At 43.1% G+C, this 19,702-nt stretch carries 15 protein-coding genes and 1 riboswitch; of the genes, 12 read left to right on the forward strand and 3 right to left on the reverse strand.

Features of this window, described 5'->3' with window-relative positions:
- Positions 1-4 precede the first annotated feature (4 nt).
- On the reverse strand, positions 5-1,288 hold the full coding sequence (locus DWB64_RS03260) for an HD domain-containing phosphohydrolase (RefSeq protein ID WP_129486757.1): 1,284 nt from the start codon (positions 1,286-1,288) through the stop codon (positions 5-7).
- 192 nt (positions 1,289-1,480) lie between these two features.
- Here DWB64_RS03260 and DWB64_RS03265 point away from each other — a divergent pair, with 192 nt between their 5' ends.
- Positions 1,481-3,460 carry a diguanylate cyclase domain-containing protein gene (locus DWB64_RS03265; RefSeq protein WP_129486758.1) on the forward strand — a complete coding sequence of 660 codons (1,980 nt, stop codon included), beginning with the start codon at positions 1,481-1,483 and terminating at the stop codon, positions 3,458-3,460.
- Between the two features lie 104 nt (positions 3,461-3,564).
- The gene (locus tag DWB64_RS03270) at positions 3,565-4,905 is read left to right on the forward strand and encodes a glucose-6-phosphate isomerase (protein WP_129486759.1); all 1,341 of its coding nucleotides are present in this window, start codon (positions 3,565-3,567) and stop codon (positions 4,903-4,905) included.
- A gap of 49 nt (positions 4,906-4,954) precedes the next feature.
- Here DWB64_RS03270 and DWB64_RS03275 read toward each other — a convergent pair whose 3' ends face one another.
- Entirely contained in the window at positions 4,955-6,166 is a 1,212-nt protein-coding gene (locus DWB64_RS03275) for an aspartate kinase (RefSeq protein ID WP_129486760.1), read from the reverse strand.
- Between the two features lie 75 nt (positions 6,167-6,241).
- A riboswitch (Lysine riboswitch) is annotated at positions 6,242-6,387 on the reverse strand.
- A 146-nt stretch (positions 6,388-6,533) separates the two neighbouring features.
- Between DWB64_RS03275 and DWB64_RS03280 the strand changes: the two genes are divergently transcribed.
- The 7 genes from DWB64_RS03280 (at position 6,534) to DWB64_RS03310 (ending at position 12,006) form a co-directional block, all read left to right on the forward strand.
- Positions 6,534-6,935 carry a hypothetical protein gene (locus DWB64_RS03280; RefSeq protein ID WP_129486761.1) on the forward strand — a complete coding sequence of 134 codons (402 nt, stop codon included), beginning with the start codon at positions 6,534-6,536 and terminating at the stop codon, positions 6,933-6,935.
- A gap of 11 nt (positions 6,936-6,946) precedes the next feature.
- Positions 6,947-7,285: a YkvA family protein gene (locus tag DWB64_RS03285; RefSeq protein WP_129486762.1), complete on the forward strand. Its 339-nt coding sequence runs from the start codon at positions 6,947-6,949 to the stop codon at positions 7,283-7,285.
- A complete protein-coding gene (gene hpt / locus DWB64_RS03290) occupies positions 7,251-7,787 on the forward strand; it encodes a hypoxanthine phosphoribosyltransferase (RefSeq protein ID WP_129486763.1) in 537 nt (178 codons plus the stop codon). The genes DWB64_RS03285 and hpt overlap by 35 nt, the downstream gene beginning before the upstream one ends.
- Positions 7,788-7,940: 153 nt before the next feature.
- Positions 7,941-8,513, forward strand: coding sequence for a phosphate propanoyltransferase (gene pduL / locus DWB64_RS03295; RefSeq protein ID WP_129486764.1), 573 nt, complete (start codon positions 7,941-7,943; stop codon positions 8,511-8,513).
- 12 nt (positions 8,514-8,525) lie between these two features.
- Positions 8,526-9,194, forward strand: a complete 669-nt coding sequence (gene deoC / locus DWB64_RS03300) for a deoxyribose-phosphate aldolase (RefSeq protein WP_129486765.1) — start codon at positions 8,526-8,528, stop codon at positions 9,192-9,194.
- A gap of 178 nt (positions 9,195-9,372) precedes the next feature.
- Entirely contained in the window at positions 9,373-10,953 is a 1,581-nt protein-coding gene (locus DWB64_RS03305; protein WP_129486766.1) for a DUF342 domain-containing protein, read from the forward strand.
- Between the two features lie 168 nt (positions 10,954-11,121).
- Positions 11,122-12,006 (forward strand): diacylglycerol kinase family protein, encoded by an 885-nt coding sequence (locus DWB64_RS03310; protein WP_129486767.1) that lies wholly within the window; start codon positions 11,122-11,124, stop codon positions 12,004-12,006.
- 16 nt (positions 12,007-12,022) lie between these two features.
- Here DWB64_RS03310 and DWB64_RS03315 read toward each other — a convergent pair whose 3' ends face one another.
- Positions 12,023-12,628, reverse strand: a complete 606-nt coding sequence (locus DWB64_RS03315; RefSeq protein WP_129486768.1) for a hypothetical protein — start codon at positions 12,626-12,628, stop codon at positions 12,023-12,025.
- Between the two features lie 101 nt (positions 12,629-12,729).
- On the opposite strand from DWB64_RS03315, the gene DWB64_RS03320 reads away from it, so the two are divergent.
- From DWB64_RS03320 to DWB64_RS03330, 3 genes are read left to right on the forward strand one after another with little or no spacing between them, the layout of a single operon-like run.
- On the forward strand, positions 12,730-17,604 hold the full coding sequence (locus DWB64_RS03320; RefSeq protein WP_129486769.1) for a cytidyltransferase: 4,875 nt from the start codon (positions 12,730-12,732) through the stop codon (positions 17,602-17,604).
- Positions 17,601-18,656 (forward strand): lactate dehydrogenase, encoded by a 1,056-nt coding sequence (locus tag DWB64_RS03325; protein WP_129486770.1) that lies wholly within the window; start codon positions 17,601-17,603, stop codon positions 18,654-18,656. The genes DWB64_RS03320 and DWB64_RS03325 overlap by 4 nt, the downstream gene beginning before the upstream one ends.
- Positions 18,634-19,662 (forward strand): flavodoxin family protein, encoded by a 1,029-nt coding sequence (locus tag DWB64_RS03330; protein ID WP_243118940.1) that lies wholly within the window; start codon positions 18,634-18,636, stop codon positions 19,660-19,662. Before DWB64_RS03325 ends, DWB64_RS03330 begins: the two co-directional genes overlap by 23 nt.
- Positions 19,663-19,702 lie beyond the last annotated feature (40 nt).

Consider the following 19,702-nt stretch of genomic DNA (forward strand, 5'->3'; position numbering starts at 1 on the left):
CGATTTACTCGGACGTGTCTTTTTTGCTGAACTGAAGAAAGTTAGAAATGGAGATGTTCTCTTCAAACTGTTCGAAATCATTATATGCAAGACGCTGATAGCTCAAATTTTCTTCTTTCAACTCTTTGAAGTGCCTAATTGAAAGATCGACATATCGATTATCGATGTATCCCTGCACCACCATATCGATCAGGATATCGATGATCTTCTCCTCGGTCAGGTGGGTCCTGTAAGGCCTTTCTTCAGTGAGTGCGGTAAAGAGGTCTGCAACAGCCACAAGACGTGCATAGTCGATCAGCTGGTTTTCTTTTAGATGGTAGGGGTAGCCCGATCCGTCAAGCCGTTCATGATGAAAGGAAGCGATCTTGGCAATCAAATCAAACCCATCCACATTTTTGAGTATTTCATAAGTGTAGAAGGTATGGGCCTTGATAAGGCTGTATTCATCTACTGTCAGTTTTCCCGGCTTATCAAGTATTTCTTTGCCGACTGCTACTTTACCGATATCATGGAAGTAGCCCGATACTTCGATGAGCTCCTGTTCTTCAAGTGGAACACCCGCCAGTTCAGCAAGCTTTCGAGCTACCTTGGATACCCCGATCGAATGAGCTGCCGTGAAGCGGCTTCTGTAATCGATGGCCGAGATGAATAACTTGCCGATATGAAAAAGTTCATCGATGCTATGGATCCTATAATCGTGCTTTAGTGACCTTTTAACGTGTTCTTTCGTGCGGTCGTAATCCATGTTCAGCCAGAAGGCCTCGATTTTGCTCACATCCCTAAAGATATTGACCAAAATCGGTGCGAATCTGCTTCCGCTGTCGGCAACGATTCTGTCCGTGATTTTCTTGCGCTGGAGCAGGAGCGGTCGTTTTGAATCGATCAGCACTGCGATCCGATCGTCAAGAAATAGAATTTGGGAAAGCAGAGGCGCCTTGTTGACACCGTTGTTAAAGGGGGTATGGTGGTGCAATACGATTTCTGCGATATCGTTAAAGCTCGGATACATGTTGATCAGCAGATAGCCGGTGCGCGCATGTTTTTCTGTATCTTCAAACTCGTAATAGGTAAGATTCAATTTATCTTCTGACTTGAAAATGCCGATATCATGTAATAGGGCGGACAGAATCAAGGTATTGATGTCTTTGGGATTTAGAGCGAGCCTCTCTGCGAGCATAAATGAAATATAGGCGACGGTCATATGGTGGTGGTAAAGCCTCTTATCCAATAAATCCAGCGCTTCTGAAAACGCGAAAACCAAATCATTGCGCGATATGTTTAACTTCATGAATTCCTCCTTTGCTTACGACATATTCATATCCAAATTCACATGAATCATGCACTTTTACATAATATATTGCTAATTGGAAAAATAATTTACAAAAAAAGTTTATTCGGTTATCTAAATGGGAATTAACTAGGTGAATGTTTACTTCTGGAATAATGTGGTTTTTTGAAACCTGCTAGTTGGTGGTGCGAGATGGACGAGAGAATACGAAAACAACTTATTTCTCAGTTGAACGAACTGGAGAATACTCTGAAAACATGCGGTAATACGGATGTTATTAAGGCGTGCGGTAGGTTGATCGAGGTGATCAACGACCAGGACGAATCCAATCTGAGCGGCGAGCTGACATCAAGCTTTATCTATGATGTGTTACACAATGCCAATGTGGTTGTGTTTGAATGGACCCTGACACCGGATTCACCGACAAAATATGTCACTGAGAACATCAGCCAATTCGGCTATATGCCCGAGGATTTCTATACAGGAAAATTCAAAGACTACTGGGAGTTCATCCACCCTGAAGATCGTGGGATTGCCAAAAGCAATGTGGATACCGCCCGTCAGCTTGGTTTAAACGAGTTTAGACATATCTATCGGATAAAAACCTCAAGCGGTCAGTCCAGATGGGTAGAGGAACGGCTTGTGATTGAAAGAGATTCTTATGGAAACCTCTTGGCCGAAAAAGGAGTTCTCTTTGATATAACTGAGCGTAAGCTGCTTGAACTTAAACTGGAACAAAGCAAGATCCGTTACCAGCGACTATACGAAAATGCTGGTGTCATGATGTTCACCTTCGATAAAAACGGCAGCATCGTATCCGCCAATCGAAAATGTGTCGAGATTCTTGGCGAGAGTAGGGCGCGATTGCTTAATCGAAAGATTTCGAGCTTGTTGTCGCCCGCTCAGCAAAAGAGAAATCAGGCCATCGATATGCTTGATTTCGCTCAGCGTAACTTAGACAAAGAGTTTGAACTGGATGTGATCCATGCCAGCGGAAAACTGCTGACCTTGAATATCAAACTCAATCCGATTCTACACGAAGGAGAAATAGTGGAGTTCGAGGGTATCGGACACGATATCACACAAAAGAAAGTCAAAGAGAGGCAACTGACCTATTTGACCTACCACGACAAACTGACAGGTCTTTTCAACAGGGCCTACTTTGACGAGAAACTTGGCCAGTTAAACCGTGCCGGCGCATATCCTTTTTCGATCATTGTCGGAGATATGAACGGGCTTAAGGATGTTAACGATCTATTAGGACATGATTCAGGAGATCAGCTGCTGATTGACATGGCTAAAATTTTAAAAAACGCATGTAGAGAGACCGACATCATCGCAAGATATGGGGGCGATGAGTTTCTTGTTCTAATTCCCCATGGAGATGAAGTTGTAGCGGATCGGATTATAAAAAGCATAGAATCACAAACGAAGGATTCTCAGAAGTCCATGCTGAAGCCGTCGATAGCCCTTGGAGCAGCTACGATACATGATGAAAGCTTAAGCGTCGAGCAATTGATTCAACTTGCAGATGATGCCATGTATGCTCAAAAAGCCTGCTGCCTGCAATCCTCCAGGTCAAAGCTGAATGAAAATCTGAGTGTCGCTATCGACAAATTGCCAAAAAGCTCAAGAGAAAAATCTGAACGCTTGAGAAAACTCGCATACCCTCTTGGAATTTCTTTAGGAATGGACCCTATCTTACTAGAACGGCTCAACCTGGCTGTGACGCTCCACGACCTCGGTCAAATAGGTCTTCCGCATTCAATATTGGTCAAGAAGGGTAAGTTCGAAGAGTCCGAATATGAGCTGATGAAAAAGCACACCGAAATAGGCTACCGGATACTTTCGAAATATCATGTCGACGACCATCTTTTGAATACCGTCAGATACCATCATGAATGGTATGACGGGTCTGGTTATCCTGTGGGTCTCAAGGGGGAACAGATTCCCCTTTGCGCACGTATCATTGCGGTTTTAGAAGCATACGACGCAATGATCAGGTCTAGAAGTTATCGCAAGAAAAGAAGCCCAAAAGAAGCGGTTGAAGAACTGCTTAGGCATGCGGGAACACAATTTGACAAGTGTGTGGTAAAATCCCTGGAGCAGATGGTTATTGGCGGTATTAAACTGGAAGAAGGGCAAGGTAACAAAATTATTCAGCGTATCTGACAAAAGGCCGTGAAAAGACTGCTTTTACAGTCTTTTTGTGTTAGCCTATAACATACGTGTTAAAAATAAAATGTAATCGAACTGCAAAATTGGAGAGGTGACTAATGAAAGCCATACAAATCAATAGGCAATATGCATCTGTAGAAGCTGAAAAACTAGAGGCATTATCGAAAGATGCTATCGAAGCACTGAAAAAGTTACATAACAAGACAGGTAAGGGCAATGACTTTCTAGGTTGGGTCGATTATCCTGAGCTTTTGACTGAAGAGATCGTCACTGAACTTAAAGAAACCGCAGACCATATAAGAAAAGAAGCGGACGTCTTGTTGGTAGTAGGTATCGGCGGATCTTATCTAGGGGCCAAGAGCGTGATTGAAGCGTTAACTGAACCCTTCCAGTCGGAAATAGCGATCAAGGAAGGTAAAGGTCTTAGAATCTACTTTGTAGGACATCAGATGAGTTCAAGCTACCTAAAAGGTTTAATGAACCATATTAAGGATGAACGGGTATTTGTGAATGTGATTTCAAAATCTGGAACGACAACAGAGCCTGCTGTCGCATTTAGAATGATTAAGACATTTATGGAAGAGAAATACGGCGAGGACTACGCAAAACGTATTATAGCCACTACGGATAAGAGCCGAGGCGCCTTAAGAACACTTGCAAATCAGACTGGAATGAAAAGCTATGTAATTCCTGATGATGTCGGTGGACGATTTTCAGTATTCACTCCTGTAGGCCTGTTGCCAATCGCTTGTGCGGGTATCGATATCGCGGCACTTGTAAAAGGCGCACAGGTAGCGTTTGAAGAAACAAAAAATGAAAACTGGGAACAGAACATCGCTCTTCAATATGCGATGTTAAGAAGTGAACTCTATGCGAATGGTAAAAAGTCTGAAATCCTTGTAAATTACGAGCCGGCCATCTCCTTTGTCGCAGAGTGGTGGAAACAGTTATATGGCGAAAGTGAAGGCAAAGACGGCAAGGGTCTTCTACCTCATGCCATGAGTTTCACAACAGACCTTCACTCACTTGGCCAATACGTTCAAGAAGGTGAAAGAATTCTTTTTGAAACCGTAATCAATATCGCTGAAGATAGTACGCCGGTTTATGTGGAAGAGGATGCGCAAGATCTTGACGGACTTAATTATCTTGCAGGAAAATCCGTCTATGACATCAATCAGTTTGCGATGCAGGGAACATTACTTGCCCATGTCGAAGGTGGAGTGCCGAATATCATCATCAACATGGCGAAGCTTGACGCATATCATATCGGATATATGTACTACTTCTTTATGAAGTCATGCGGTATCAGCGGTTATATGCTTGATGTGAATCCATTTGACCAACCGGGCGTGGAAGCATATAAGAAAAACATGTTCGGATTGCTCGGTAAACCTGGCTTTGAAGCGCTTGGTGAAGAGTTGAGAGAGAAATTGAAGTAAGGGATAAAGATTAAAGAGTAAAAGGGCTGATTGATGAACAGCCCTTTTTTTATAGGTCGAATGCTTTGGCTATGTGGGTGACGGCTTGTTGTTTTAGCGCTTTTGGAAGTGTGTAGGAGATGCTGATCTCGCTGGTGGTGACTTGGTAGAAGGGAATGTCGTGTGCTGCGAAGATGTCAAATAGTTTGGATGCGACTCCGGTCTGGCTGACCATGCCAACACCGACAACGGATAATTTGACGACGTTATCGTCAAAGTTGAATGTCGCGCCGTCGTTGTCCATAAGGCTTTGCCTTAAGATCTGCGAGACGATTTCAGCGTCGTCCTTCAAAGTGGTGAAGGATAAGGTGACAAAGCCGTCGTATGGAGCCGTTTGAGAAATCATATCGACTAGAACGTTCTCCTGAGCAAGTGACGCGAAAAGTCTGGCGATGCGCTTATAGTCATACGGCATGCGCGTGACTGTTGCCATCAAGCAATTGTCTGTAACTGTCAGTCCTGTGACTGCCTTTTGTTCCATAGTCTCATCCAGCTCCTTTACTAGTGTTCCCGGGATATCCATTGTGTTTAATCCGATGATCAGCGGTACATTGTATTTATGTCCTACCTCAATCGCTCGTGTCTCCATGATGCCGGCGCCGGTGCTGGCCATTTCAAGCATTTCGTCATAACTGACCACATCTAATTTTTTAGCAGCTGGGTAAAGGCGTGGATCGATACTGTAGACCCCATCCACATCGGTGTAGATCTCACAGGTCCCTCCTAAAGCCGCCGACAGGGAAACCGCAGTGGTATCTGATCCACCTCGTCCGAGTGTTGTGATGTCGCCGAGGTCTGTCACACCTTGAAAACCTGCGACCACCACGATTGAACCTTTGTCCAGGTGTGCCTGGATTCGGTCGGATTCAATATTTTGAATTCTTGCTTTAGAGTGGATTGCGTCGGTTTTTATGCCAGCCTGCGCACCTGTCAGACACACCGCATCGATTCCTTGCGCCTTGAGGGCCATGGACAAGAGCGCGATTGAAACTTGTTCACCTGTTGCAAGAAGCATGTCCATGTCTCTTTTGTCGGGTTTTGCAGTCAGAGAACCTGCAAGCGATACGAGATGATCGGTTGATTTTCCCATAGCAGAAACTACGATTACCAGTTGCTGACCTGATCGATGCCTTAGCATCAGTTTTTTTGCGATAGTTTGCATTTTTAGTGTGGTGGCTACAGAGGTGCCACCGAATTTCAGTACGTGCAAGTTAGTATGCATGTTGCCTCCTTTGTCAATTGAGCAACAAAAAACACAGGCAAAGTGAGCCTGCGTTTACGCGTATCCCTTTGCCCAATGCGAGCGAGCGCGCCATCCTTAGTGCGGGCACACTAAGGTAGACAGTGATATACTTGTTCAGTATACCCCCAATGAATTTCATTTCGGCGGTTTCCCCTTTCTGCTTTCGCATACTCATGTCAACCGCAGCCTCTCGATTCGCATTTTGTATTCGATTGTTCTTGATAGTGTAACACATAAGTTTTACTTCGGTCAAAACGTTTTTTTGATATATTTTGAACCTTATGCCTTTTCATGTTAAACTGAAGGAAGGGTATTGCACTCTAACGAAGATTAGGAGTAACGGAGTATGGGCAAAACGACTACAGTCACGTATTATGAAAGAATCAAGTGTTTCTCTTACTATAGAAACGGGAAGCAGATTCCTGTTAAGGACGGAATCGAACTCATTATGATCGGGTTTACCGACGTAGGTATAAAATGCATCAGTGAAGACACGTTTCAGATCGGCGATGTCGCGATACTGAATATTCATATCGACAAATTTCCATATGAAAAACTAATGTGCAACTGCATGACCGTAGAAACCTATGGAGAGATGAAGGAAATCGTAATGGAAATCATGGGCATGCCGAATTCCTTAAGCGATAAGATCAGAGAATTTGCATCAAACAGCAAGGATGACAGGTTGAACTTGAACGAGAGTGAAAAAAAGACATTGAGAAAGGTCTTTAAACATCTGATGGATTGAAGGTGACCGACATGCTTAAAAATATTAAATACTTCAAGTATCTATTCAAGTATCTTAAAGATAGTGATTATCCTATTTTAGAAAAAATCTACATCGCAGCAGGAGTCTTTTACATCGTGTTTCCATATGATGTGCTGCCGGAACCGATTTTTCCATTTGGCGTGCTGGACGACTCAGTCATATTCATTACGTTAATTTATTATTTAGGTAAGTTGCTTAACACTTACTACCTTGATAAAATTAAGACTCAAGAGGCGTTTGATGTTGAAAATGCCATTAAAGCGGATTATGAAGAAGTGAAACCAGGAGGAGAGCATGAGACAGGACATAAAAGAGATACTGATTGGTGAGGATGAACTTAAGAAGATATGTGCACGTATCGGCGAGGATATCACTAGAGACTACTGGGATAAGGATTTAATGGTCATCGGTATTTTAAAGGGCGCCAATGTATTTATGAGTGACCTTATCAGACAAATCGATCATCCTCTTGATGTGGATTTCATGGCTGTTTCAAGCTATGGACTAGCTACAGAGAGTTCTGGAGTGGTAAAAATTCTCAAGGACTTGGATCTGAGCATTGAAGGACGCGATATTCTTATTGTTGAAGACATCATCGATACAGGATTGACTCTAAAGTATCTGACTGAGAACCTTTGGTCGAGAAAACCCAAGTCCATTAAAATATGCACATTACTTGATAAGCCTGCAAGACGAAAGGTAGATTTGCCGATCGACTACAAAGGTGTCGAAGTGCCAGATGAGTTTATCGTAGGCTATGGAATCGATTATGCCGAGAAGTACAGAAACCTTCCTTTTGTGGCGGTTTTGAAACCTTCTGTGTACGAATAGAAAGATGCACAAGAAGTAGTGATAAACTTTAGATAGTGTCACTAATTGAAAATTACCTTAAAGCTGTATACAATGAGTAAGTCATAGACTTACCCATTCTAATAAAAAAAGGATGAAAGGCGCATTACTACTTATGTGCCTAAGGAGGAAACAATGACTAAGAAACTAGTTCCAGTGGGTATTTCAAATCGTCACATTCATTTGTCACAAGCTGACATCGACGTATTGTTTGGTGAGGGTCATGAGTTGACAAACTTTAAAGACCTGAAGCAACCTGGTCAATATGCTTGTGAGGAAAAAGTTGATTTAGTAGGACCAAGGGGTACTATTAAAGGTGTAAGGATCTTAGGTCCTGCAAGAAAACAAAGTCAAATCGAAGTTTCGATTACAGATAGCTTTGCCTTAGGGGTAAAACCACCGGTAAGAGGTTCAGGCGATTTAGCTGGTAGCCCAGGTATTAAAATGGTTGGTCCTAAAGGTGAGGTTGAACTTTCTGAAGGTGTAATTGCTGCAGAAAGACATATCCATATGCACACATCTGAGGCTGAAACTTTTGGACTTAAGGATAGGGACGTTGTATCTGTTCAAGTAGAAGGCGAAAGAAGCATCGTTTTCAATAAGGTCCTTGTTAGAGTGCATCCAGAGTTTGCACTTGAGTTTCACGTTGATGTAGATGAGGCGAATGCAGCTGGTCTTAAAAACGGCGTAGAAGTAGAAATAATATAAGAAGGTGAAAATGTGAACATCAATAGGTACATTGATCATACGATCTTAAAACCAGAATCAAGCAAAGAAGCAGTACTTAAAGTTTGTGAAGAGGCAAGAACACATGAGTTCTTCTCAGTATGTGTAAATCCTTACTACATTCCTGTAGTAAAAGAAGCACTTGAGGGTTCAATTGTAAAGGTTTGCGCGGTTGTCGGTTTTCCACTTGGTGCTTCTGTCAAAGAAGTGAAAGCATTTGAAACAGCGAAGGCGATTGAAGCTGGCGCTGATGAAATCGATATGGTAATCAACATCGCAGCACTTAAGAACGGTGAGCTAGATGTCGTTCTTGAGGATATCAAAGCGGTAAAAGCTGAAACTGCCGGCAAAGCACTACTTAAAGTCATTATTGAATCTTGTTTGTTGACAGACGAAGAAAAAGTGAAAGCTTGCGAACTTTCAGTCGAAGCAGGAGCCGAATTCGTCAAGACGTCTACTGGATTTAGTACTGGTGGTGCTACAGCTGATGACATCGCGCTCATGAGAAAAACTGTGGGACCTAAAATTGGTGTTAAGGCTTCTGGCGGAGTTAGGGATTTTGAAACCGCAATGGCGATGGTAAATGCCGGTGCGACAAGAATTGGCGCGAGTGCGTCAGTTGCAATCGCAACTCATCAGGAAGCAACCGGTGACGGGTATTAAGCCTTATTGAAGAGATAGAGTAAAGAAAGCACTTATGTGCTTTCTTTTTTTGTGCCTTTATAAATACCCATTTTAGATAAAAAATATCAAATAAATTCAGAAAACTTCAAATATGTCGACAATTATGCTGTAAAAAAGTTATAATTGACATAATACGACTTAATGTTGAGGTGAATGGATGGACTTATTTCAGAATGATTATTTCAGATTGTATTTGGATGGAATCAATGTCTTTATTGCAGTAGTTAAAGTGGGCTATGATTTAAAGTCCTTCACAGAGGTCACAGAAATTTTACCTAGACTGAAGCTGACTAATTTCGGAAACTTGAATCGATGTATCACAGGTGAGGTGGCTAAGCCACTGATCATCGGCGTATATAGGGATAAAATTGAAATTGAAATCACACGGGACGAACTTGAAGCCTTTATCAAGCTCAACATGACAAGCGAGGACTGCGGCCGTGAAAGCGCTCAGCTGATGACCGAGATGGTAGAAGCCGTAAAAGCTCGTGGAATCACAACCGGAATCGTAAAAGAAGTGTTCAAACCAGTACCCGACCTAGGAAAAAGGATACTGGTTGCAAAAGGGGTGGAGCCTGTTCCGGGTGAGGACGCGACGGTAAGCTATTACAGGTTTTCACAGAAGAAACCCCTGATGCTCAGCAACGGGAACGTCAACCACTACGAACTGAATCTGATTGATAATGTGAACGTTGGGGAATGGCTGGGTGAGAAAACACCCGCGACGATCGGAAAGGCGGGAACGAGTGTGTTCGGCCTTCCAGTTCCGGCAAAAGTCGGTAGAGACATCACATTAAAATACGACCACAGGACGGTTGCCTGCACAACAAGCGAGGGCGGAAAGTCTGCCTTATATGCGCTCAAAGATGGGGCGGTAAAAATGCTTGAAGGAAAAATCATGGTAGACAACCATCTTAAAGTGGATGGAGACGTCGATTATACGACAGGGAATATAGATTTTGACGGCTATGTGACGATCACAGGCGTAGTCAAAGATGGTTTCTCGGTGGTTGCTGAAAATGACATCACAATCAACGGCGATATGGGCGTCGGTGCGATCAATGTGATTCAATCAAAGCAAGGCAATATTTTTATCAAGGGTGGCGTCAACGGTAAAAACACCGCAAGAATCATTGCCGGACAAAATGTGTATCTGAAGTATGTCAATGAAGCGAAAGTGACTGCTGACAATATCATCAACATAGGCTTTTACGCGATGGACAGCGACCTGAAAGCAAAAAAACTAATCGTCAGTCCCGAACAAGGCCGTATCATCGGTGGAAAAGTCGAAGTCAAACATCAGATCATCACAGGAACAATCGGTAACCGGTCTGAAAGAAGAACTGACATATCCGTGACGGGGTTTGAAAGAGGATGCGTTAAGGATGAACTCGAAGCGGCGCTGATCAAATACAATGAACTACATGTAAAAGGCAACAGACTCAAAAAACAGCTTGAGATATTTGAAGGCAATATGGAACGACTGGACGAAAAGGGACTGAATACCTACAAGGGCATGGTAATCACCTATGAGCACCTTATGGATGAGACCAGGAGGCTTGAGAGCAATGTTGAGATGCTCGAAGAGATTTTAAAGACACGTGGAGACGGCGAGGTGAGAATTCATCAAAACGCGTTTCCAAAAACCTGCCTTGTGATTAAGAACCTGCAAAAGAGAATCAAAGATTCACTTTCTGGCAGCTTCTATGTCGAAAACAACAGTTTACACTTTGAGTAGCCAGCGGATCAGCAGTATGGGGATCTAAAAAGTGTAGCTTGCAAAAGAACCGAGAAGGAAAAATAAGATCAGTCGTCTAATTTATCAGTTGCATTATAAATCCCCATTAATTGGGGATTTTTTTTTGTACTTAGGTTATAATCTAGATAGAAAGACAAGGAGGACTTTATGAAATACGTGTTTATTATAAATCCTAAGTCAGGTCTTACAACCATTCAAAAAAACGTTATCAAGGTCGTTCAACGCCTACTCGATAGTAATCATGAAGTGACCGTTTTTGAAACTCTTGTAGAAGGAGATGCCAAACGGATTGCACAGCATGCTCCGACGTGCGATCTGCTAATAGCGGTAGGCGGCGATGGGACGGTACATGAAGTGGTAAACGGTTTGATGCAAAACGAGATTAAGACAACACTCGCCATCATACCCGCAGGAACAGTAAACGATTTAGCGAGCCATTTTAAACTTCCTACAAAGGAAAATGGTATTTTCAACTATCTGACAGACTTCAAAGTTGTCAATGTGGATGTCGGCCTAGCCAATGGAACCTATTTTACGAATGTCATTGCAGCTGGATTCATCTCAGACATCGGTTTTAAGGTAGACCGAAACCGCAAGAAGCTCTTTGGTAAGTTCGCGTATTATATCGAAGCCGTTTTCGATGCCATCAAGTCCATGAAAAAAGCCAATCGCTTTAAAATCACAATTGGCGAGCACACAGTAGAATTGGATGCATATATGTTTATTGCCATCAACAGCACCCATCTTGGCGGGCTATCCTATTTTGCCCCTCATGCGTCATGTTTTGACGGCTTTATTGATTTGTTCATCATCAAGAAGACAGGACTTATCGGAGGTTTCATTCTTTTGTTTGAAATGCTCCTAGGACGTCATATAGAGGATCACAATGTTATCTATTTTAAAGTGAAATCCTTTGAAGTGGATTGCAAAGAGAATCTCACCGTCGATATCGACGGTGAAAAAGGGGATAAGCTGCCTTATAAGATATCTGTTTTAAAAGGAGCTTTAAGTTTAGCAACTTTAAATGACTAAATTGCTGAAGATCAAACTAGGCCTTCACATCGAAAACACTACCTGGATATAAAGTGGATTCTGGTTCGCTCCTCAAGGAGTAGACTACCTGATCGACTACTCTGAACAACATGACGAGTAGGCCCTTGTTTGAAAACAGTCTGAAAATGATCTCCTCCGGTGTTAAGGCACGAATAGCCGAACGCAGCATGATGGTATCATATTCAAGGTACAGCGACTGCCTAATGTTGATTCCAAGAGCGCTAAAGGCTTGGTGGTTCAAGATCAGGAAGTTTTGAATCTCGTGATCGATCTGATTTTCCTCTTCAGCTTCGATTTCAACGATGATTCCTACAATGTGGTTATATGCGCTGATCACATCTTTTATATAGCGTTCGAGATCTTTAATTTTTTCATGAAGTAACTTGTTTGCCTGCTCTCTCTCATTGTCTAGTGTGTTGAAGAGGCTCGAATTCAGTCGGTGATACTGATTTTTAGGAAATAAATCGATGCGCGAGTAATGGCTGACTGTTGAATTTTCGAGTGCGGAAACTGGTTTTATCACTTCTCCGTTCAGTTTATACCTTCCATGAATATTAGATCGATAATTTGAAGTCTTTGTAACCGATTTTAGCATACTCATACCATCACCTCCCTATCCTTTATAAGGTTATCGGCAAAATGGATAAAATATTAAGTTTTAGGACTAAATTTGTAAATTGTCATATAGATTAAGGAGCATTCATGTATAAAGAAAAGGCTAAAGTATTATATCATGACTTATTGGCAATCGCCGGTGAAATTGAATTTATCAGACGGCATCATATGAATAAGGAACTGGTGGACTATCATCTGCACAAGACAGCCTTCAAAGATGCGATCTCATCACTGGTGAAAGATAGGGACTTTTCTGCGAAAAGACTCTTGTCAATCGTCGAGGAGCTCTTGGTCGGTCTTTCCAAAGGGAAAAAACCGGATGATTGGATGCTCTATATCTACAGTCATACCTTAAACAAGAACTTTGCCGAAGCGGTTCAAATTGAGTTCGACCTGGACTTTGATGGAGCATGTGAACTTTTTATCGCCCTATTCAAATGTGTCAATGAACTTCAAAAAAAATTGGACGACGGCTCTTTTCAGAGTGCGTATCCTTTTGAGCTCTTAAGCGGGCATGAGATAGATGAACTGGAATCCCCAGAAGAGTACAGACGATTTGTCCATCTGTTCGAGAAGAACGCCATCTATGAAATGATGAAACTCAATTATGAAATCATGGGCTACACGACGCTCGATCATATTTGCGGTGTCCACTATCTAGCGCTACGAATCGCCAGACAGCTGAAATCAGCCGGGATATCCATTGACTTGGGGCGAGTTTCGGGCGCAGCGGCAGGGCATGACATAGGAAAATACGGATGTAAACCAGAGGAAGGAAGAAGGGTAGCCTATCTTCATTATTTCTATACCGGTGAATGGTTTGACAATAGGAAAATGCCCTATATCAGAAACGTCGCCGTAAACCATTCGACGTGGGATCTCGAGCTTGAGAATTTGAGCGTGGAATCCCTAGTGCTTATCTATAGTGATTTTTGCGTAAAGGCACCTGAAGAGGCGCATCCTTTCAGCATGAAATTCTATTCTTTGAAGGAATCGTTCAAAGTCATCCTCAACAAACTTGACAATGTCGATGAGGCAAAGGAAAAGCGATATAAGAAGGTTTATGCGAAGCTAAGGGATTTTGAATACTATATGCTTGACCTGGGGGTACAGCTTAACATCGCTGGAAAGATGCCCACGGATCTTGGAGAGATAAAACCTAGAAAAATGTATGCCCTCATGTATGGGGCGGACATCACCAAACGGTTTAAGGAACTCGCCATCGAGCACAATATCGGCATGATGAACCTATTTAGGGACGAAGCGTCCATGAATGCGATTTTAGAGCATGCGAGAAGTGAGGAGGACCTCTATAAGCTAAGAGGTTATCTTTCTATGCTCAGCGAGTACTACATGTACTTGACTCAAAAGCAAAAAAGTACGGTACTGGGATTCCTCTTTGAAAGGTTGACACACCCTGAAGAAGATATAAGACAGGAATGTGCCGAGATGATGGGTGAGATCATCGCATCCTACGATGAGAAACACCGAAAAGAACTTCCTGAGGATGTAGATCTTTCCCTGTTCAAACAGGAAAGCATCCTCCTGCTTGGAGAGTATTTTACCAAGTTTCTAGAGGCGGATGTGGCCACAACACCAAAACATAGGGGTTGGATAGGCAACGCGCTCGGGTATTTTGTAGAATCACTTCTGGTAAATGCTGATAAGAGCAATGTGATCAACTACACCAAAGTCGTGCTTGATTATTTTGAAAAATACAGAAAAGATGAGGAGCTCCATCCTTATCTATTAAAAGTGCTCAAGTATCTTCCAATTGACAGATGCAAGGATTCGATGCAGCTTTACGTGATGACGCTCATTTACAAGATGGCGCTTCAAAACAGCATAAAAACCAGGCTTGAAGCGCTTGACGCCTTAAGAAGGATCATTCGGTTCATCAATCCTTCAATCATTGCCAAAATGAACTATAACGCACTTTTCGACCAGACAGACACAAGCTATCCTGCGGTGCTGGAATTTATGAAGTCGGAGATCATGGCGACGCTGACAGGTTCGAATGTTGACAATGTGCCATGTGTTGACGATGACCCGGCCCATCTGTATCTTAGCAATCTTAAAACCGCAACTCCATCTGTCGTGAAAAGGCTGCAGATCGACATGCTTGTAAAGCTTGTCAAGCAGGGGCGGATCGACGCATTCTATACAGCACTCCATTTTTCCAATCTATTGAAGGTCAGTGCCTATCAGGAGGTCAGACAGAGCGCCGGAAACGCGTTGGTCAGAATCTTCGATAAGATCAGCATCGAGCAGAAAAACGATATAGTGGTGGAGCTTCTGCGTGCGCTTGAGATCGAAGGCTACCAGTTTACAAAGTTCATTCCTATCTATCTGGGGAAACTGCTCAACCGCCTTAGCGATGTCGAGCATGATGAGATCATCAATGATTTCATCGAAAAGATGAAGGTGGCCAATCCTCAGACCTGCACGCTGGTATTGGATACGGCCAGTGTAGGCCTTGTGGATCAGTTTAAGCGTTCACGCGAAACAGGAGGCATCGATGACAGGTCGATCAAAAAACTTTTTTCTGTTTTGTTCAACGGTCTTGTGCATTATGAACAGCAAGTCTCGCAAAGTGCCTTCAACGTGATCGGCTCCACCTTGTTCGGATCGACAATTCTTACGATTGAGGAGAAAAGCAGATTATATGGCATCGTCGCAAAAAAAATACTGACAATCATCACAAATGTGGAAGATGAGACCGACCTCATGTTTATGAGTAACGCATCGGCCCTAAACCATATGTATCGTTTTATTTCAGACTACATGCATGAGTTCGGTGTGCTTGAAATCAACTCACCAAATAAAGTGGCATTCTTCCCAGGTGCTTTCGATCCCTTCTCGCTGGCGCATAAGGCAAGTGCATGTAAAATAAGGAATCTTGGATTTGAAGTCTATTTGGCTGTAGATGAGTTTAGCTGGTCCAAACGGACCCAACCCAACATGATTAGACGAAACATTACCAAAATGTCGATTGCAGACGAACTTGACATCTACACATTCCCACGAAATTTTGTCGTGAATATCGGTAATCCGGTCGATCTTTTAGAGCTTAAGGAAGTGTTTGAGCCAAGGGATGTCCACCTCGTGATGGGGTCCGATGTGCTAACCCACGCTTCGGCCTATAAGAACGAAGAGGTCAGGGAAGTGCTGCTGACGCTCTCGCATATTATTTTTGAACGCGCCCAGGGCATGGGTAACGTAAAGGACGAAGTCAGGCTTGAAGAAGTAATCAAGAATATCAAAGGCGATGTGATCAGGATGAGCCTTGATAGGGACATTGAAAACATCAGCTCGACGCAAATCAGAACCTTTGTCGATCAAAACAGGGATATTTCGGATTTGACAGAGTCACTCGTGCAAAAATATATCTATGACAAGGGTCTTTATAGGAGAGAACCGCAGTTTAAAGACACCATGACCATCAGATCCCTAAGCGTGAAGGTCATAGACGATGTTCAGGATGATGTGCTCCTAGAGGTTTGTCAGACCTTTGGACTCGATTTTGACTATGCGAAGGATCTTCTTAATTCAAAGATCTATGCCAATGCGACGAGACTTCTCATTATCAGGGATCTGAAGCAATCAGAAAAGATTATCGCTTGCTCGCTGTTCCACTGGTTGCGTAGCAGTATGATCTACTTTGAATTTGAGTCAGGAACCTTAAGCGATTACATACGGGACCAATCGGTCGGACGAATTGTTGTTGTTGACGCGCTGCTTGTCGATCCCGATTCATCGATGAAAAATCCAGAACAGGTCATTCTTACTGAGACCTTAGCCTATTGTATCGCAAAGGATTACAGTTATGCGATCTATAGGGATATCTTTAACTCAAATGATCCCAATATCATAAAATTACTTGCCCTACAGGGATTCGAATCGGTAGTGGACGAGGACGACAACGAAGTTCATGTTGTCAACATGAGTTCGCCTATCTCCTTAAGTCTAGATGGGAAATCCATGATCAAAGCACCTTACAGGAATGCCAAAGGTGTTTCACGAGCGATCGTGAACGCCAGGGAAAGGTTGCAAAGAGCCCTGTGCGACTTCTACCCCGGGAATCTTGTCTTATCCTTTGACCGTATGATGATCTACGAGCATCTGATCAAGAAGATATGTGATTCCAACGGAGTTTCGACAGTCCCGACAAATCCAAGGGAGCTCGGAGATTCGATCTGTGTGACCTATGGCGATATCTTCAAACGGTGGACGCTTCCCAATACGGTGACCAAGGCCTTTCACACGGAGCGTTACTATAATCCGGAAGTCACTAATTACAAAGTGATGGCCTATCCGCATTATCTGGATCTGGATATTCAGTCAAGAACCATCAAATCCTACAATAGACCGGTGATACTTGTCGATGACCTGATGGACAAAGGATACAGGTTTAAGGCTATATGGAAATACCTTAAGGACCATGATGTGGAACTAAAGCAGCTGACGGTTGCGATTCTTTCAGGACGTGGAAAGGCTTGGCTTGAAATGAACGACATACCTGTCGAATCGGCATACTTTATCCCAAGACTTAAACTGTGGTTCAACGAGAGTATCCTCTATCCTTATTTGGGTGGTGACACCTTGTGGCGCGGCAAACTGTCCGATTCCAACCTGTTACCATCCATCAACTTGATTCTGCCATTTGTCTATCCTAGGTATATCAAAGATGTGAATCAAGAAAAAATCGCTAATTTCTCGATGGTATGCCTGCAAAATGCCTATGAGATCATGGAGGCGCTAGAGAAGGAATACCTAAGGTGCCATGAAAGAAATCTTACACTCTCGAACTTGTCAGAAGTGATGCTATCACCGAGATTTCCTGACAAAGGCAACCAGGTGGCATATCACATGAATGCAAAACCGACTGAGTTCATCAAAAACGATATCGAACTAATGAACCGAATTGTAAAACAGTATCAGAATCAGGAGGTTAAGAAGTGAGAGAAAAAACTTATGATGGATTGATCATGACTGAGAAAGCATATAGGGAAGCAGGTGTCGAACCGATTTTCGACCGTAGGGGTCAAAAAAAAGCATATTTTGACAGCTTAGCCTCCAAGGAGTGGTTTGACGGCTTTAAAGCTCCCTTCAGAGTCACCGTTTTGGGTTTGGGAGATGTGGGTGGAACGCTTGCTATCGCACTACGCACCATCAGCCCCGACGTTATTTCTGAAATTGGCATTTACGACCTGGACGATAACAGGATCAAGAGATATGAATTTGAACTGAATCAGATATACGATTTGGGGAGGAAGATGGTTCCTGTAGTGAAGGTGGCGGACTCCGATCTTTTTAACACGGACATCTTCATATTCACTGCCTCTAAAGCGGTGCCGGAGGTGGGAAGCGCAGTATCAGATGTTCGAATGGCTCAATTTGAAGCTAATGCTGGGATCGTTAGATCTGTGATGACAAAGGCTGTCAAAAGCGGATTTAAAGGACTGTTCTGTGTGGTCTCCGACCCTGTAGACCTCTTGTGTCAAGTTGCAAAAGAGACAGCGGTTGCGGTTTCAGAAGGTGCGTTCTGTCCGATTCAAGTCAAGGGATTCGGCTTGGGTGTCATGTACGCTCGTGCGAGATACTATGCTGACAAAGAGCAACTGAACTACTTTGAAGAGAAAGGACGCGTGTTCGGACCTCATGGAAAAGATCTGATCGTGGTCAACGCGCTAGATCATGATTTTAACGAAGCAACTTCTCTTAGGCTTAGGGAAAAGACGATACGGGCTAATCTTGCAGTCCGTGATACGGGGTATAAACCCTATATCGCTCCTGCGATCTCCTCTGCCGCATTTTCAATCATATCCCTTTTAGAAGGAAGATGGCATCATTCGACCATTCCTTTTGGAAGCCAGTACTTGGGAATTAAAAACAGATGGACCAAGCGTGGTGTCGAGATTGAAGAGCATGAAGACAATCCTATGCTGAGAACATGGATAGAAAATACGCTGTTACAGTTGGAGAATGATTATGACACGTTACCTGATTTGTAATAGGACAAGTAGTGATAGCTTGACGCTGATGATAGAAGCCTTATGCAGCTATTCAGACTATCGCATCATCCATTCCTTAAAGGAGATCGATTTCGAACAAGGCGATCTGATCGTATTCGCGGCAGACATGAATTGGATGGGGGATGACCCTTTTATCACCCGGTCCGTATTCGAGGCGTTTGAATCGATTGGATTGTCAGGTATGCAGGGTGCGATACTCATCGCCTCCGAAAACGAGTACTTTACCAAACGTTATGCTCAAAATTTAATTTTTCTCTTGAACCAAAAAGGGATGACATTCTGTGGACACTGCCTAGTGGAGTCTGTCAGGCAGTTTGAGAACTTCAAGACATGGCAGAAGAACTATTCGCTTCCACTCGAAGAAGTCTGCAGACTTCGGATTAAGGAAATGCATGAGCATTTGAATAAGAAACAGACGACAGGCCGTAAAAAGATTCTGGTGCTTCACGCGTCTCAGCAGGAAACAAGCAACACGCTGATGCTGTGGGAGATGGTTGACAGACATCTGAGTGCTTTTGAAAGAAAGGTCATGCATATTGAAAACGGAAATATCGTCGATTGCAAAGGGTGTGACTTTACCACCTGTATGCATTATTCAAAGGCAAATAGCTGTTTTTATGGAGGCCAAGTCACAAATGAGATACTTCCAGCCATAGAGTGGGCTGATATCATCGTATGGGTATGTCCAAACTACAATGATGCCGTGTCGGCGATGCATAGCGCACTGATCAATCGACTTACTGTCTTGTATCGGAGAATCAGCTTTTTCGAGAAACAAATCTACGGATTAATCGTTTCAGGTAATTCTGGAAGTGATTCTGTCGCATGCCAGCTTATCGGAGCGCTTACGATCAACAAGGGGTTTGAACTCCCTCCTTATTCAATGCTTACAGCGATAGCCAATGATCCGGGAAGCATCCTAGAAGTGGAAGGGATAGAGTCGAAGGCTAGGGACTTCGCCATGAATATTATCAGAAACGCATAAGTAGTCGACCAAATAAGAAAAACCGTTTACAGGCTGAAGT

Origin of the sequence: Fusibacter sp. A1 (genome assembly GCF_004125825.1) — a bacterium.
Classification (GTDB): Bacteria; Bacillota; Clostridia; order Peptostreptococcales; family Acidaminobacteraceae; genus QQWI01.

Bases quoted from the DNA above. Each gene is read 5' to 3' on its own strand.
- DWB64_RS03260 (WP_129486757.1), bottom strand. From the start codon at position 1,288: ATGAAGTTAAACATATCGCGCAATGATTTGGTTTTCGCGTTTTCAGAA.
- DWB64_RS03265 (WP_129486758.1), top strand. From the start codon at position 1,481: ATGGACGAGAGAATACGAAAACAACTTATTTCTCAGTTGAACGAACTG.
- DWB64_RS03270 (WP_129486759.1), top strand. From the start codon at position 3,565: ATGAAAGCCATACAAATCAATAGGCAATATGCATCTGTAGAAGCTGAA.
- DWB64_RS03275 (WP_129486760.1), bottom strand. From the start codon at position 6,166: ATGCATACTAACTTGCACGTACTGAAATTCGGTGGCACCTCTGTAGCC.
- DWB64_RS03280 (WP_129486761.1), top strand. From the start codon at position 6,534: ATGGGCAAAACGACTACAGTCACGTATTATGAAAGAATCAAGTGTTTC.
- DWB64_RS03285 (WP_129486762.1), top strand. From the start codon at position 6,947: ATGCTTAAAAATATTAAATACTTCAAGTATCTATTCAAGTATCTTAAA.
- hpt (WP_129486763.1), top strand. From the start codon at position 7,251: ATGAGACAGGACATAAAAGAGATACTGATTGGTGAGGATGAACTTAAG.
- pduL (WP_129486764.1), top strand. From the start codon at position 7,941: ATGACTAAGAAACTAGTTCCAGTGGGTATTTCAAATCGTCACATTCAT.
- DWB64_RS03305 (WP_129486766.1), top strand. From the start codon at position 9,373: ATGGACTTATTTCAGAATGATTATTTCAGATTGTATTTGGATGGAATC.
- DWB64_RS03310 (WP_129486767.1), top strand. From the start codon at position 11,122: ATGAAATACGTGTTTATTATAAATCCTAAGTCAGGTCTTACAACCATT.
- DWB64_RS03315 (WP_129486768.1), bottom strand. From the start codon at position 12,628: ATGAGTATGCTAAAATCGGTTACAAAGACTTCAAATTATCGATCTAAT.
- DWB64_RS03320 (WP_129486769.1), top strand. From the start codon at position 12,730: ATGTATAAAGAAAAGGCTAAAGTATTATATCATGACTTATTGGCAATC.
- DWB64_RS03330 (WP_243118940.1), top strand. From the start codon at position 18,634: ATGACACGTTACCTGATTTGTAATAGGACAAGTAGTGATAGCTTGACG.